Source organism: Klebsiella sp. BDA134-6, from assembly GCF_015601345.1.
Taxonomy (GTDB): domain Bacteria; phylum Pseudomonadota; class Gammaproteobacteria; order Enterobacterales; family Enterobacteriaceae; genus Klebsiella; species Klebsiella grimontii.
Genome location: NZ_CP064784.1, coordinates 5465314 through 5481524 on the forward strand (window position 1 = coordinate 5465314; position 16211 = coordinate 5481524).

Genomic DNA, 16211 nt, shown 5'->3' on the forward strand with positions numbered 1-16211 from the left:
ATTATGGCCGACCTTATTGGATATTAATTACGAAGCGCAAAAAAATTCGCAATTCCTCACTTGCACAGCGAAATGAAGAACTATGTTGATTCCGTCTAAATTAAGTCGCCCGGTCCGCCTTGAACACACTGTGGTTCGTGAGCGATTGCTGGCGAAACTTTCCGGCGCGAACAATTATCGTCTCGCGTTGGTGACCAGTCCGGCTGGATACGGTAAAACCACGCTCGTTTCTCAATGGGCGGCGGGGAAAAACGATCTCGGCTGGTTCTCGCTGGATGAAGGTGATAACCAACAGGAGCGTTTTGCCAGCTATCTTATCGCCGCCGTTCAGCAGGCGACAGGCGGCCACTGTGCGGCCAGCGAAGCGATGGTGCAAAAGCGCCAATACGCCAGCCTGCCCTCTCTCTTCGCGCAACTGTTTATTGAGCTGGCCGACTGGCAGCGCCCGCTATTCCTGGTGATTGATGATTATCATCTGATCACCAATCCGGTTATTCATGATGCGATGCGTTTCTTCCTCCGCCATCAGCCGGAAAATATGACGCTGGTGGTGCTGTCGCGTAATCTGCCGCAACTGGGTATCGCCAACCTGCGCGTGCGCGATCAGCTGCTGGAAATCGGCAGCCAGCAGCTCGCTTTTACCCATCAGGAAGCGAAGCAGTTTTTCGACTGTCGTCTCAGTTCGCCTATTGAGGCCGACGATAGCAAAAGGCTGTGCGACGATGTTGCCGGCTGGGCCACCGCGCTGCAGCTGATTGCCCTCTCGGCGCGCCAGAACAATACTTCCGCCCATCACTCCGCCCGTCGTCTTGCCGGTATTAACGCCAGCCATCTTTCTGACTATCTGGTCGATGAGGTGTTGGATAACGTGGACCCGCGGACGCGTAACTTCCTGCTAAAAAGCTCGCTGCTGCGCTCGATGAACGATGCGCTCATCGTCCGCGTCACCGGCGAAGAGAATGGCCAGATGCAGCTGGAAGAAATTGAGCGTCAGGGATTATTCCTGCAGCGGATGGACGACTCCGGCGAATGGTTTCGCTACCATCCGCTGTTCGGCAACTTCCTGCGCCAGCGCTGCCAGTGGGAGCTGGCGGTCGAACTGCCGGAAATTCACCGTGCGGCCGCTGAGAGCTGGATGGCGCAAGGCTTCCCGAGCGAAGCTATTCATCACGCCCTGGCCGCGGGTGACGCCAAAATGCTGCGCGATATTCTGCTCAACCACGCGTGGGGCATGTTTAACCACAGCGAACTGAGTTTGCTGGAACAGTCCCTCGCCGCGCTGCCTTGGTCAAACCTGCTGGAAAACCCGCGTTTGATTCTTTTACAGGCCTGGCTGATGCAGAGCCAGCACCGCTATAGTGAAGTCAATACCCTGCTGGCGCGCGCCGAGCAGGAAATGGATTCGGAAATGGACACCGCCATGCACGGCGATTTCAACGCCCTGCGTGCCCAGGTGGCGATCAACGCCGGCGATCAGGACGAAGCCGAGCGCCTGGCGATGGTGGCCCTTGATGAACTACCGCTGGCCAGCTACTACAGCCGCATCGTTGCCACATCCGTACACGGCGAAGTTCTGCACTGCAAAGGCCAGTTGAGCAAATCGCTGGCGGTCATGCAGCAGACGGAACAGATGGCCCGCCGTCATGACGTCTGGCACTACGCGTTATGGAGCATGATCCAGCAAAGCGAAATTCTCTTCGCACAGGGCTTCCTGCAGGCCGCCTGGGAAATTCAGGAAAAAGCTTTCCAGCTCATTCGTGAACAGCATCTGGAACAGCTGCCGATGCATGAGTTCCTGCTGCGTATTCGTTCCCAGCTCCTGTGGGCCTGGGCACGGCTGGATGAAGCGGAAACCTCCGCGCGCAGCGGCATGAACGTGCTCTCGTCCTATCAACCGCAGCAGCAGCTGCAGTGCCTGACGCTGATGGTGCAGTGCTCGCTGGCGCGCGGCGATCTGGATAACGCCCGCAGCCATTTGAATCGCCTGGAAAACCTGCTGGGCAACGGTCATTACCATAGCGACTGGGTATCCAATGCCGATAAAGTCCGGGTTATCTACTGGCAGATGATCGGCGACAAAGCCGCCGCGGCAAACTGGCTGCGCCAGACGCCAAAACCGGAGTTCGCCAATAACCACTTCCTGCAGAGCCAGTGGCGCAATATCGCCCGCGCGCAAATTCTGCTCGGCGATTTTGATTCCGCCGAAATGGTACTGGATGAGTTAAACGATAACGCCCGCTCGCTGCGTTTGATGAGCGATCTGAACCGCAACCTGCTGCTGCTCAACCAGCTCTACTGGCAGGCAGGGCGTAAGAGCGAGGCGCAAAAAGCGCTGCTGGAAGCGCTCACCCTCGCGAACCGCACCGGGTTTATTAATCATTTTGTCATTGAAGGCGAAGCGATGGCGCAGCAGCTGCGCCAGCTGATTCAGCTCAATACGCTACCGGAGCTGGAGCAGCACCGCGCCCAGCGTATTCTGCGCGATATCAACCAGCATCATCGCCATAAGTTCGCCCACTTTGACGAGAGCTTCGTCGAGCGGCTGCTGAACCATCCGGAAGTGCCGGAACTTATCCGTACCAGCCCGCTGACCCAGCGCGAATGGCAGGTGCTGGGGCTCATCTATTCCGGTTACAGCAACGAGCAGATCGCCGGTGAGCTGGACGTGGCCGCCACGACGATTAAAACACATATCCGTAATTTGTATCAGAAGCTGGGCGTGGCGCACCGCCAGGATGCCGTTCAGCATGCCCAGCAGCTGTTGAAAATGATGGGATACGGCGTATAAGCCGCTATCGGCTGGCCTTATACATCGCCACCCTGATTAATCGCCGGCGGAAAAATTTCCCTCCGCCTGGCGTTCTCCCTCTCCATCACCGGAGATAAGCGCGTGACATATCACCCGCGGCATCACGCCATGCGGCGCGCGTTGGCCTGCCCCGGAAAAGTTAATGAATCAGCACAGCTCCAGCTGAAGATTATTGTCGGTAATCACCTTCAGCACGCCGGCCGGCGGCATAACATCGGTGTAGACCGCATCAACCATACTGATGCTGCCCATATTAACCATCGCGTTACGGCCAAACTTAGAATGGTCAACGACCAGCATCACGTGACGAGAGTTTTCAATAATCGCCCGCTTGGTGCGCACTTCATGGTAGTCGAACTCCAGCAGTGAGCCATCGGTGTCGATACCGCTGATGCCGAGAATGCCGAAATCAAGACGAAACTGGGAGATAAAATCCAGGGTGGCTTCACCGATGATACCGCCGTCCCTGCTACGCAGCTCGCCGCCGGCCAGAATAATGCGGAAATCCTCTTTCACCATCAGCGTATTGGCGACGTTGAGGTTATTGGTGACGATACGCAGATCGTTATGGTTAAGCAGCGCATGGGCTACCGCTTCCGGCGTGGTACCGATATCGATAAACAGCGTCGCACCGTCGGGGATTTCGCTCGCCACCTTGCGGGCAATGCGCTCTTTTTCCTGAGTCTGGGTCGATTTCCTGTCGTGCCATGAAGTATTCACCGAGCTGGAAGGTAGCGCGGCGCCGCCGTGATGACGGAGGATCATTTTCTGATCGGCTAAATCATTCAGATCGCGGCGAATGGTCTGCGGGCTGACGGCAAACTGCTCGACAAGCTCTTCGGTACTGACGTATCCCTGTTTTTTTACCAGCTCGATAATCGCGTCATGACGTTGTGTTTGTTTCATGAAATATCCCTGGGAATCTCTACGTTCGTTTTCGCACATTCTGCGTATCAACAAACGCCATCGCCAGCCCGGTCACCAGACCGGCCACGTGCGCGCCGTTCGCAATCGACATGCCGAAAACATCAAACCAGCCAGCAATTAACCACACTAAAGAAAAGAGTATCAAGCCGCGCTGTAAATAAACGCCACTTTGCGGATCGCGCTCGCCTCGCAGCCAGACATAGCCCATTAGCGCATAGACCACGCCGGACAGTCCGCCAAACCACGGGCCGCTAAACTGATGCTGAACAAAGCCGCTCAGCAAGGCGCTGATTACGGTAATCACCACCAGTTTGCCGCTGCCAATGCGCTTTTCTACCGCTCCGCCGAGGTACCACCACCATAGCAGGTTGAACAAAATATGCATCAGCGAGAAGTGCATGAGCGCATGGCTAAAGTAGCGCCAGACTTCAAATTTCAGCGAAGGATCGTAGGGCCAGGCCAACAGCAGCATGACCGGTTGATCGCCAATGACCGTTTGCAGGACAAAGACGACGATGCAGGCGAAGAGCACGCCCCAGGTCACCGGCCCGGCGTTATGGCGAAGCGTCGCTAAAAAGGGGAAGCGCTGGTAGTGCAGCCCGCTGTTGGTGTGCCCCGACTGCCAGCTGGCGGCAAGGTAACGCGGATCGGCGGGATTTTCCAGAAAACGGGCCAGCTCGGCCTGCACGCGTCCAGCCTGGGACTCATCGGCCAGCCAGATATCGCTCTGCGTATGCTGCTGAATAGTCAGAATAATCCCCTGCGTCGCCATATAGTCGACAAACGCCTGGGCCACGCGCGGGTTGGCAAAAGAGGTAATCATTAACATGCAGCGGATCGCTTATTCCACACAAAGGGAGATATTATAGCCACAACCGACGCTAACGCCTAAAGTGCGCCATGCGCAACTTCCGCCGGGAAATGCCGATGCCAGGCATCAAACCCGCCGTCCACGCTATAAACCTTGTCGTAACCCTGCTGTAGCAGATACTGTGCGGCGCCTTTGCTGCTGTTGCCGTGATAACACATCACCATGACCGCCGTATCAAAATCGTTGTCGCGCATAAACGCGCCCAGCGTATCGTTAGTCAGATGAAAAGCGCCCGGCGTGTGGCCCATTGCATAGCTTTGCGGGTCGCGAATATCGACCAGCACCGCCGTCTGCTGGTGCATTTTCTGGTGGGCTTCTTCTACGTTAATACATTCAAAGCGATCCATAAGCTCTCTTCTTTATATACGGATATACAGGCAGGCGGCGAACGCCCTGGATTTTAGCGTCTAGTGTACAGCCTGGCGCTAAATAAACGCCAATATGTTACACGCATCACTCTGAAATGTTTTTTTGATGTTACCAATAGCGCGATTGTTTGCTATATTGAGCGATATCGAACATTTATGAGCTTAAACGAAAGTGTAAGAGGTGGCGAGCGTGGAAACCAAAGATCTGATTGTGATAGGGGGAGGCATCAACGGTGCCGGTATCGCGGCAGACGCCGCAGGGCGTGGTTTATCCGTGCTGATGCTGGAGGCGAACGATCTGGCCTGCGCCACATCCAGCGCCAGCTCAAAGCTGATTCACGGCGGGCTGCGCTACCTTGAACACTATGAGTTCCGCCTGGTGAGCGAAGCGCTGGCCGAGCGTGAAGTGTTATTAAAAATGGCCCCGCACATCGCCTTCCCGATGCGCTTTCGTTTACCGCATCGTCCGCACCTGCGCCCGGCGTGGATGATCCGCATTGGGCTGTTTATGTACGATCATCTGGGCAAGCGCACCAGTTTACCCAGCTCAACCGGGTTGCGTTTTGGCACAGAATCGGTACTTAAACCTGAAATCGTGCGCGGTTTCGAATATTCCGACTGCTGGGTCGACGATGCGCGCATGGTGCTGGCCAACGCCCAGATGGTTGTGCGTAAAGGCGGGGAAGTGCGCACCCGTACCCGCGCCATCTCGGCAAAACGTGAAAACGGTTTGTGGATTGTTGAGGCAGAAGATATTGATAGCGGCGAGAAGTTTACCTGGCAGGCGCGCGGTCTGGTTAACGCCACTGGCCCGTGGGTTAAACAGTTCTTCGATGAAGGGATGCACCTGCGCTCACCGTACGGCATCCGTTTGATTAAGGGCAGCCATATCGTCGTGCCGCGCGTGCATGCGCAGAAGCAGGCCTACATCCTGCAAAATGAAGATAAACGTATTGTTTTTGTGATCCCGTGGATGGATGAATTCTCCATCATTGGCACCACCGACGTTGAATATAAAGGCGACCCAAAAGCCGTGGCGATCGACGGTAAAGAGATTAATTACCTGCTGAACGTCTATAACGCCCACTTTAAAAAGACGCTCACGCGGGACGATATTGTCTGGACCTACTCCGGCGTACGCCCGCTGTGCGACGATGAATCCGACTCACCGCAGGCGATCACCCGCGATTACACCCTCGATATTCACGATGAAAACGGACAGGCTCCGCTGCTGTCGGTCTTTGGCGGCAAGCTCACGACCTATCGTAAGCTTGCCGAGCATGCGCTGGAGAAACTGACGCCTTACTATAAAGGCATCGGCCCGGCATGGACCAAAACCGCGGTACTGCCCGGCGGCGATATCGGCGGCGACCGTGACGACTACGCGGCAAAGCTGCGCCGCCGCTTTTCGTTTATCAGCGAATCGATGGCCCGCCACTATGCGCGGACTTACGGCAGCAATAGCGAATGGATCCTCGGCGAAGCGACTTCGCTTGCCGATCTGGGCGAAGATTTCGGCCACGAGTTTTATGAAGCCGAGCTGCGCTATCTGGTAGAACACGAGTGGGTACGCCGTCTGGATGACGCTATCTGGCGCCGGACCAAACAAGGTATGTGGCTGAATGCCGAGCAGCAGGCGCGCATCAGCGAGTGGCTGGCGCAGCACGCGGGAAAGTCTGAACTGTCGTTAGCGTCGTAAAACTGTAAATAGCAACGGGGCCTGGTGGCCCCGTTTTGTTATGGCTAACCCGCTACAGACGTACTGGATCGATATGCCAGATATGGTCGGCATACTCCTTGATCGTGCGGTCAGAAGAGAAGTAGCCCATATTGGCGATATTGAGCATCGCTTTGTTGGCCCACTCTTCCGGGTGAAGATACAGCTCATCCACCTTATCCTGACAATCCACGTAGCTACGAAAATCCGCCAGCACCTGGTAGTGGTCGCCAAAGTTAATCAGCGAATCCAGCAGATCGCGATAGCGGCCCGGCTCCGATGGGCTGAACAGGCCAGTGCCGATCTGCGTCAGCGCCTGGTGCAGCTCTTCATCCTGCTCATAGTAATCACGCGGTTTGTAGCCGTCGGCACGCAGGGCCTCCACCTCTTCCGCCGTATTACCGAAGATAAAGAAATTATCCGCCCCTACGTGCTCCTGCATCTCAACGTTAGCGCCGTCCAGAGTACCGATGGTTAACGCGCCGTTAAGCGCGAACTTCATATTACTGGTCCCGGAGGCCTCCGTTCCCGCCAGCGAAATCTGCTCGGAGAGATCCGCCGCCGGAATGATCAGCTGCGCGAGGCTGACGCTGTAGTTAGGGATAAACACCACTTTCAGCTTATCGCCAATCTGCGGATCGTTATTCACCACCGCCGCGACGTCGTTAATTAAATGAATAATATGTTTGGCCATGTAGTAAGCCGAAGCCGCCTTTCCGGCGAAGATATTCACTCGCGGCACCCACTCGGCGTCGGGGTTGGCCTTAATGCGATTGTAGCGAGTAATCACGTGCAGCACGTTCATCAGCTGACGTTTGTACTCGTGAATACGCTTGATCTGCACATCAAACAGCGCCTTCGGATTCACTACCACATTAAGCTGCTGACCAATGTAGTTCGCCAGCCGCTGCTTGTTTTCCAGCTTAGCCTGGCGCACCGCCTGGTTGACTTTCGGATAGTCAATATGCTGCTCCAGCTCCTTCAACTGGCTCAAATCCGTGCGCCAGTTATGGCCGATATTTTCATCCAGTACTTTTGATAGCGGCGGATTCGCCAGCGCCAGCCAGCGGCGCGGCGTCACGCCGTTCGTGACGTTGGTAAAGCGCATCGGGAAGATTTTGGCAAATTCGGCAAACAGCGACTCGACCATCAGCCGGGAGTGCAGCTCCGACACGCCGTTGACCTTATGGCTCACCACCACCGCCAGCCACGCCATACGTACGCGACGACCGTTGGACTCGTCGATAATCGACGTCCGGCCCAGCATCGCCGTATCGTTGGGGTACTGCTCCTGCAGGGTCTTCAGGAAATAGTCGTTGATCTCGAAGATAATCTGCAAATGACGCGGCAGGATTTTACCCAGCATCTCGACAGGCCAGGTCTCCAGCGCTTCGCTCATCAGGGTATGGTTGGTATAGGAGAAGACCTGGCAGGTCACCTCGAACGCCTCATCCCAGCTGAACTTATGCTCGTCAATCAGCAGGCGCATCAGCTCCGGAATCGACAGCACCGGATGCGTGTCGTTGAGATGAATCGCGATTTTGTCTGCCAGGTTGGCGTAGGTTTTATGCAGCTGGTAGTGGCGGCTGAGGATGTCCTGCACCGTCGCCGATACGAGGAAGTACTCCTGCCGCAGGCGCAGCTCGCGTCCTGAATAGGTCGAGTCATCCGGATAGAGCACCCGCGACACGTTCTCGGAATGGTTTTTATCTTCCACCGCCGCGAAGTAGTCGCCCTGGTTGAATTTACCGAGGTTGATCTCGCTGCTGGCCTGGGCGCTCCACAGGCGCAGCGTGTTGGTAGCGTCGGTGTCGAAGCCAGGGATAATCTGGTCATAGGCTTCTGCAATAATCTCTTCGGTCTCCACCCAGCGGGAGTATTTACCTTCCTGCTGAATACGGCCGCCGAAGCGCACTTTGTAACGCGTATTATGGCGCTCGAACTCCCACGGGTTGCCGTACTCCAGCCAGTAATCCGGGGATTCTTTCTGCCGCCCATCGACGATATTCTGCTTAAACATCCCGTAGTCGTAGCGGATACCGTAGCCGCGGCCCGGTAACCCCAGCGCCGCAAGCGAATCGAGGAAGCAGGCCGCCAGACGACCAAGACCGCCGTTACCTAAGCCCGGGTCGTTTTCTTCATCAATTAATTCTTCAAGGTTCAGCCCCATCTCTTCCAGCGCGCTGTTCACATCTTCATAAATGCCGAGCGATAACAGCGCGTTGGACAACGTACGGCCAATCAAAAATTCCATCGACAGGTAGTAAACCTGGCGAACTTCCTGAGAAAGCTGCGCACGGTTTGAGCGCAGCCAGCGCTCAACCATGCGATCGCGAACGGCGAACAGCGTGGCGTTGAGCCATTCATGCTTGTTAGCGATAGCCGGATCTTTGCCGATGATAAACATCAGCTTATAAGCAATAGAGTGCTTTAACGCCTCAACGCTCAGGGTGGGTGATGAGTAGCTAAAAGGTACATTCATAGCTTTGGCTCCTGGTTACAGCAAGCGTTGATAAAGTTCGCGGTAAGAATTCGCGGCAACCTGCCAGCTAAAATCCATATTCATCGCCTGACGCTGGACGTAGCGCCAGAGCGATGGGCGCGACCACAGAACAAACGTGCGTCGAATCGCCCGCAGCAGCGACAAGGCGTTGCTGTCTTCAAAAACAAAGCCGGTAGCCAGACCATCGGCGAGGTTCTCCAGCGAGCAGTCGGAAACGGTATCCGCCAGGCCGCCGGTACGCCGCACCAGCGGTAGCGTGCCATACTTCAGTCCGTACAGCTGGGTTAAGCCGCACGGTTCAAAACGGCTCGGCACCAGAATCACATCGGCACCGCCCATAATGCGGTGCGAGAAGGCTTCATGGTAACCAATCTGTACGCCGACTTTACCCGGATGTTCGGCCGCGGCGGCAAGGAATCCCTCCTGCAGCACCGGATCGCCCGCCCCCAGCAGCGCCAGCTGGCCGCCCTGTTCAAGCAGGCCCGGCAGCGCTTCAAGCACCAGGTCCAGCCCTTTCTGGCTGGTCAGACGGCTGACAACGGCAAACAGCGGCGCTTTGTCATCCACCTTCAGACCCATGGCGATTTGCAACTGGCGTTTATTCTCCGCTTTTTCTTCCAGCCTATCGCGGTCATAGCGCGCGGCCAGCAGCAGGTCGCTTTCCGGATTCCAGATATGGTCATCCACCCCGTTGAGGATCCCGGAGAGGCGGCCCTCGTGCTGACGCTGACGCAGCAGCCCTTCCATCCCATAAGCGAACTGCGGCTCGGTGATTTCACGGGCATAGGTTGGACTGACCGCCGTAATGTGGTCGGCGTAATAGAGGCCGGCCTTCAGAAAGGAGATCTGGCCGTTAAATTCCAGTCCATGAACGTTGTAAAACGACCACGGCAGTTCAATGTCGTTCATATGCCACGAGTAGAACATCCCCTGGTAGGCCAGGTTATGCACCGTAAAGACCGACTTAGCTGGGTGACCGCGCGCCGCCAGATAGGCCGGCGTCAGGCCCGCATGCCAGTCGTGGGCGTGAACAACATCAGGGCGCCAGAAAGGATCCAGGCCGCAGGCCATCTCGCTGCCTACCCATCCCAGTAGCGCAAAGCGCAGCACGTTGTCGGTGTAAGCGTGCTGATTGGTATCGTGGTAAGGGCTCCCTGGCCGATCGTAGAGATGCGGGGCATCAATCAAATAGATGCCCACGCCGTTAAAGTGCCCGAACAGCAGGGTGATGCGCCCGGCAAAGGTCTCCCGGCGCGTCACCACCTGCGCATCCGTTACGCCGCGACGGAGATCGGGAAACGCGGGCAGGAGCACGCGTGTGTCGACGCCCCCTGCGATTTGCGCTGCAGGCAGCGCGCCGATCACATCCGCCAGTCCACCGGTTTTTAACAGCGGGAACATCTCTGAACATACATGTAATACCTGCATTAGCGCTCCTGTGGGTACCCCAATTTCCGCAGCATGTCGCGGGTGACCAGCACGATACCTTCCTCCGAGCGGTAGAAACGGCGTGCATCTTCTTCCGCGTTCTCCCCAACAACCATACCTTCCGGGATCACGCAAGCGCGGTCAATAATGCAGCGACGCAGGCGGCACGAACGGCCAACCCAAACCTCTGGCAACAAAACTGCCGAATCAATGTTACAGAATGAATTTACCCGCACGCGCGGGAACAGCACCGACTGCACGACCACCGAACCAGAGATAATACAGCCCCCGGAGACCAGCGAGTTCAGGGTCATCCCGTGGCTACCCGAGCGGTCCTGAACGAATTTTGCCGGTGGCAAAGGCTCCATATGGGTGCGAATCGGCCAGTTCTGATCGTACATATCCAGCTCTGGAGTCACCGAAGCCAGATCGAGGTTGGCTTTCCAGTAAGCTTCCAGGGTCCCCACATCGCGCCAGTAGGGTTCAGACTGCGGATCGGACTGCACGCAGGAGAGTGGGAAAGGATGTGCATAAGCCATGCCAGCTTTGGTGATTTTCGGGATGATGTCTTTACCAAAATCGTGGCTGGAGCTTTCGTCGTTATCGTCGTCTTCCAGCAGCTCATAAAGGTAATCCGCATCAAAGACATAGATACCCATACTCGCCAACGATTTGCTGGCATCGCCCGGCATCGCCGGAGGGTTAGCCGGCTTTTCGACGAAATCGATAATCTTATCGCTCTCGTCCACCGCCATCACCCCGAACGCCCGTGCTTCTTCAATAGGCACCGGCATACAGGCGACGGTGCAACGCGCGCCTTTTTCGACGTGATCGATAAGCATCCGCGAGTAGTCTTGTTTGTAAATATGGTCGCCCGCGAGGATAACGACGTACTCCGCCTTGTAGCGACGAATGATGTCGAGGTTCTGCGTCACCGCGTCCGCCGTGCCGCGATACCAGTTTTCCCCCTGCATCCTTTGCTGAGCGGGCAGCAGGTCAACAAACTCGTTCATCTCTTCATTGAAGAACGACCAGCCGCGCTGGATATGCTGCACCAGAGTATGCGATTGATACTGGGTGATGACGCCGATACGGCGAATGCCTGAGTTAATACAGTTAGATAACGCAAAATCGATAATGCGGAACTTGCCGCCGAAATGGACAGCAGGTTTCGCGCGTTTATTGGTCAGATCCTTCAGACGGGTACCACGTCCCCCGGCAAGGATCAGCGCAACGGATTTGATCGGCAACTGACGCGCCAGCATCAACGGATCGTTCTTTTCTACCCCAACCATAATTAACTCCTTTTTTACTCCCCAGCTTGCCTGCCCTTCTCGCCGCGCCGCCGCTTCGAGACCAACCGGAAGCCCCGAGGTTACGACCTTTGAAATACGCACACTCCGTGCGCGGGCCCATGCCAGACAGCCATAGTGACCGGATTATCCTCTCCGGCGAAAGGTGGAATGGCGCGCCATTCCCCCGCAGGTAAAACCATCTCCGCCACCTCGGCGGTGGCGTTGAGCGCCATCAGCCAGCGATCGGACAATATGATCTGCATACGCGGCGCACCGTGCTGCCATTCATCGGCGGACAGCGGCTGCGCATGTTGGTTTAACCAGCGAACGCGGCCGTCTCCCTCCTGCCACCAGCGATTCTCGGTTAAAGCCGGAATACGCTGGCGCAGATGAATTAGCGCGGCGGTGAACGCGGTCAGCCCGCGGTTAGTATGGTTCCAGTCCAGCCAGGTCAACGCATTGTCCTGACAGTAAGCATTATTGTTGCCATGCTGGCTGTGACCGTGTTCGTCACCCGCCAGCAGCATCGGCGTTCCCTGCGCCAGCAGCAGCGTCGCAAGGAGAGCGTGAACGCTGGCACGACGCCGTTCAATCACGGCAAGACTCCCTTCTAATCCTTCTATACCATGATTGTTGCTGTAGTTATTGTTAGTCCCATCGCGATTCTCCTCCCCGTTCGCTTCATTATGTTTCTGATTGAAACAAACGCAGTCGCGAAGGGTAAAACCATCATGGGCGGTGACCAGATTCACCGCCGCCGCAGGCGCTCGTCCATGACGCTGAAAGACGTCGCTGGAAGCGGCAAAGCGCTGAGCGAAGTCGCCCAGCGAGACGTTCTGCTGCAGCCAAAAACGACGCGCGGTATCGCGAAAATGGTCGTTCCACTCGGCGAACAGCGGCGGAAAGTTCCCCACCTGGTAGCCGCCGGGACCGATATCCCAGGGTTCCGCGATCAGCTTCACCTCCGCAAGATGCGGATCGTTACGGATGGCCTCAAACAGCGGCGCATCCTGACGAAACGCCGGCGTCCGCCCCATCACCGAAGCCAGGTCGAAACGAAAGCCGTCGACGTGACACTCATCGACCCAAAAACGCAGGCACTGGCGGGCATACTCCACCACGCCGGGGTGGCTGAGGTTGATGGTGTTCCCGCAGCCGGTCCAGTTGTGGTAATCACCGTCTTCCCTGATCCAATAATAGCTACGGTTATCGATTCCGCGCAGCGAGAAGGTCGGCCCTTCCAGGTCTATCTCCGCGCTATGGTTGAGCACCACGTCAAGGATCACTTCAATGCCCGCTGCATGCAGCGCTTTAACCGCATCGCGAAACTCATTTAACGCCTGTTCCGTCACGCTGGCGTAGCGGGTATCGAGGGCGAAAATCGCCAGCGGGTTGTAGCCCCAGTAGTTGCTTAACCCCATCCGCTGAAGGCGCGGTTCGCTGGCGAACTGCGCCACCGGCATTAACTCTAGTGCAGTAATGCCAAGCGTGCGGAAGTAATCGATCATCACCGGGTGACCGAGCGCTTTATAGGTGCCGCGGATACTCTCCGGCAGATCGGGGTGCAGATACGTCAGCCCCTTGACGTGGGCTTCATAAATCACCGTCTGGCCCCACGGCGTGCGCGGCGGCTTATCGCCGCGCCAATCGTAATGCAGGTCGATCACCCGCGACTTCGGCGCTATCGCTGCGCTGTCGCGGTTGTCGGGAGCGAAGTCGCCGCCGTGTAGACGCTCATCGTCAGGCAGCCCGCCCTCCACGTTATGGCAGCAGGGGTCGAGCAGCAGTTTGGCCGGATTGAAGCGGTGTCCCTGCGCCGGGTCCCAGGGCCCGTGGACGCGATAGCCGTAGCGTAAGCCAGGCCCGGCATCGGCGAGCCAGCCGTGCCAGATATCGCCGCTGCGCGCGGGCATGTCGACGCGCCGCTCATTGCCCTGGTCGTCAAACACGCAGAGTTCCACCCGCTCCGCATGGGCGGAAAAGAGCGCGAAATTCACGCCTTTACCGTCGTAGCTGGCCCCTAAAGGCGCGGGCTTTCCTGCCGTGAGTGCGATCATTGCGCCTCCCGCACCAGCCACACCGTCGCCAGCGGCGGCAGGGTAATGGAGAGGGAGTGTTCACGACCGTGGCTGGCGATCGCTTCGCTTTCAACGACCCCGCCGTTGCCGGTATTGCTGCCGTGGTAGTGCATGGAGTCGGTGTTCAGCTCTTCACGCCAGCGGCCGGGCTGGTTGATGCCAAATCGGTACTCATGACGCGGCACCGGAGTGAAGTTGCTGGCGACGATGATTTCATTGCCCGCCTTGTCGCGACGAACAAAGATAAACACTGAGCGCTCATGATCGTCCACCACCAGCCATTCAAAGCCGTAAGGGTCAAAATCCAGCTCATGCAGCGCTTTGTGGTGACGATAGGTATGATTGAGGTCGCGGACTAGCCGCTGGACGCCGTGGTGCCAGTTGTCGCCGCCTTCCAACAGATGCCAGTCGAGGCTCGCATCGTGGTTCCACTCACGCCCCTGAGCAAACTCATTGCCCATAAACAGCAGCTTTTTACCCGGGAAGGCAAACAGCCAGCCGTAGTAGGCGCGCAGGTTGGCGAACTTCTGCCATGCGTCGCCCGGCATGCGGTCGAGAATCGATTTTTTGCCGTGTACCACTTCATCATGAGAGAGCGGCAGGACAAAGTTTTCGGTGTAGTTGTAGAGCATGCCGAAGGTCATCTTGTCGTGATGATGTCGACGATGCACCGGGTCCAGCTTCATATAGTCGAGGGTGTCGTGCATCCAGCCGAGGTTCCATTTAAACCAGAAACCCAGCCCGCCGGTTGAGGAAGGACGAGAAACGCCGGGAAAATCAGTCGACTCTTCCGCCATCGTCACCGCGCCCGGCGTCTGTTCGCCCAGCACGCGGTTGGTATTACGCAGAAACTCAATCGCCTCCAGGTTTTCCCGACCGCCGAACTCGTTCGGTACCCACTCGCCCTGTTTGCGGCTGTAGTCGCGATAAATCATCGACGCCACCGCATCGACCCGCAGCGCGTCAATGCCAAAGCGCTCGATCCAGTACAGCGCATTACCAACCAGGTAGTTGCTGACCTCGCGGCGGCCATAGTTGTAGATCAGGGTATTCCAGTCCTGGTGATAGCCTTCGCGCGGGTCGCTGTGTTCATACAGCGAGGTGCCGTCAAACGAAGCGAGAGCAAAATCATCCGCCGGGAAATGACCGGGCACCCAGTCCAGAATAACGTTAAGCCCCGCGGCGTGCGCGGCGTTGATAAAGTAGCGGAAATCCTCCCGGGTGCCGAAGCGACGGGTGGGCGCGTACAGCCCGGTCGGCTGATAGCCCCAGCTGCCGTCAAACGGATGCTCGTTAACCGGCAACAGTTCGAGGTGGGTAAAGCCCATCCATTTGGCATACGGGACCAGCTGGTCGGCAAGCTCGCGGTAGCTTAACCAGAAGTTATTATCGGTGTGGCGGCGCCAGGAGCCGAGGTGTACTTCATAAATCGATATCGGCGCATCAAACTGATTCGCCTGTTTGCGCTCCGGCGGCTGCTCGACCTTTTCCGGCAGCCCGCAGATAAGCGAGGCGCTCTCCGGGCGCATTTGCGCTTCAAAAGCGTAAGGGTCAGATTTCACCCGCAGATTGCCATGGGCATCGATAAGCTCGAATTTATACAGCTGACCGTTCAGCGCGCCGGGAACAAATAGCTCCCAGATGCCGGACTCTTTGCGCAGGCGCATCGGATGACGGCGGCCGTCCCAGTAGTTAAACTGGCCGACAACCGATACCCGGCGGGCGTTAGGCGCCCAGACCGAGAAGCGCGTGCCGACCACCCCGTCCATGGTGTCGGCATGCGCGCCCAGCGTTTCATAAGGACGCAGATGCGTGCCTTCCGACAGTAGCCAGACATCGAGATCCTGCAACAGCGGACCAAAACGATACGGGTCATCAATCAGGTTCTGCTGCCCGTGCCAGGTGACGGCCAGCTGATAGCGAAAAGGATTTTTGCGGCGCGGCAGAACGCCGCAGAAGAAACCGCGCGAGTCGAGGCATTCTAGCTTGCCGACTTTGCGTCCGGTTTTTGGTTCAATGACCCACACATCGGTGGCATCGGGTAATAATGCACGAACTTCCAGCCCGGCGTCGGCGTAATGCATGCCAAGCACGGAAAAAGGATCCGCAAAATGGCCGGCGATAAGCGCATTAATCACGTCCTTATCAATACGATTAGACATGGTTTCATCCTGTTGTAGGTGTCGCCCTTTCCTGTATCCGGCGACTTTTTTTT

The 16211-nt window shown here is 57.0% G+C and carries 10 protein-coding genes; 2 read left to right on the forward strand and 8 right to left on the reverse strand.

Annotation, left to right across the window (positions count from 1 at the left end; translation table 11 throughout):
* Positions 1–82: 82 nt before the first annotated feature.
* Complete coding sequence (gene malT, locus IYV58_RS25445; protein ID WP_004126077.1) at positions 83–2788, forward strand: HTH-type transcriptional regulator MalT; 2706 nt, start codon at positions 83–85, stop codon at positions 2786–2788.
* A gap of 168 nt (positions 2789–2956) precedes the next feature.
* Here malT and IYV58_RS25450 read toward each other — a convergent pair whose 3' ends face one another.
* Genes IYV58_RS25450 through glpE form a run of 3 tightly spaced genes read right to left on the reverse strand, consistent with a single transcriptional unit; the run spans position 2957 to position 4954 of the window.
* On the reverse strand, positions 2957–3715 hold the full coding sequence (locus IYV58_RS25450) for a DeoR/GlpR family transcriptional regulator (RefSeq protein ID WP_004126080.1): 759 nt from the start codon (positions 3713–3715) through the stop codon (positions 2957–2959).
* A 19-nt stretch (positions 3716–3734) separates the two neighbouring features.
* A complete protein-coding gene (gene glpG / locus IYV58_RS25455; protein ID WP_032741973.1) occupies positions 3735–4565 on the reverse strand; it encodes a rhomboid family intramembrane serine protease GlpG in 831 nt (276 codons plus the stop codon).
* Positions 4566–4624: 59 nt separating this feature from the next.
* Complete coding sequence (gene glpE / locus IYV58_RS25460) at positions 4625–4954, reverse strand: thiosulfate sulfurtransferase GlpE (protein WP_004126086.1); 330 nt, start codon at positions 4952–4954, stop codon at positions 4625–4627.
* Positions 4955–5165: 211 nt separating this feature from the next.
* Here glpE and glpD point away from each other — a divergent pair, with 211 nt between their 5' ends.
* Positions 5166–6674, forward strand: a complete 1509-nt coding sequence (gene glpD, locus IYV58_RS25465; protein ID WP_004126088.1) for a glycerol-3-phosphate dehydrogenase — start codon at positions 5166–5168, stop codon at positions 6672–6674.
* 52 nt (positions 6675–6726) lie between these two features.
* Here the strand turns inward: glpD and glgP are convergent, their stop codons facing one another.
* The 5 genes from glgP to glgB all read right to left on the reverse strand — a co-directional run bounded on the left by glgP (position 6727) and on the right by glgB (position 16158).
* Positions 6727–9174 (reverse strand): glycogen phosphorylase, encoded by a 2448-nt coding sequence (gene glgP, locus IYV58_RS25470; RefSeq protein ID WP_004126089.1) that lies wholly within the window; start codon positions 9172–9174, stop codon positions 6727–6729.
* A 15-nt stretch (positions 9175–9189) separates the two neighbouring features.
* The gene (gene glgA, locus IYV58_RS25475; RefSeq protein WP_004126091.1) at positions 9190–10623 is read right to left on the reverse strand and encodes a glycogen synthase GlgA; all 1434 of its coding nucleotides are present in this window, start codon (positions 10621–10623) and stop codon (positions 9190–9192) included.
* On the reverse strand, positions 10623–11918 hold the full coding sequence (gene glgC / locus IYV58_RS25480) for a glucose-1-phosphate adenylyltransferase (RefSeq protein ID WP_004126094.1): 1296 nt from the start codon (positions 11916–11918) through the stop codon (positions 10623–10625). The genes glgA and glgC overlap by 1 nt, the downstream gene beginning before the upstream one ends.
* Positions 11919–11998: 80 nt before the next feature.
* The gene (glgX, locus tag IYV58_RS25485) at positions 11999–13975 is read right to left on the reverse strand and encodes a glycogen debranching protein GlgX (protein WP_004126096.1); all 1977 of its coding nucleotides are present in this window, start codon (positions 13973–13975) and stop codon (positions 11999–12001) included.
* Positions 13972–16158 carry a 1,4-alpha-glucan branching enzyme gene (gene glgB, locus IYV58_RS25490; protein WP_004126099.1) on the reverse strand — a complete coding sequence of 729 codons (2187 nt, stop codon included), beginning with the start codon at positions 16156–16158 and terminating at the stop codon, positions 13972–13974. Before glgB ends, glgX begins: the two co-directional genes overlap by 4 nt.
* Between the last annotated feature and the right edge of the window lie 53 nt (positions 16159–16211).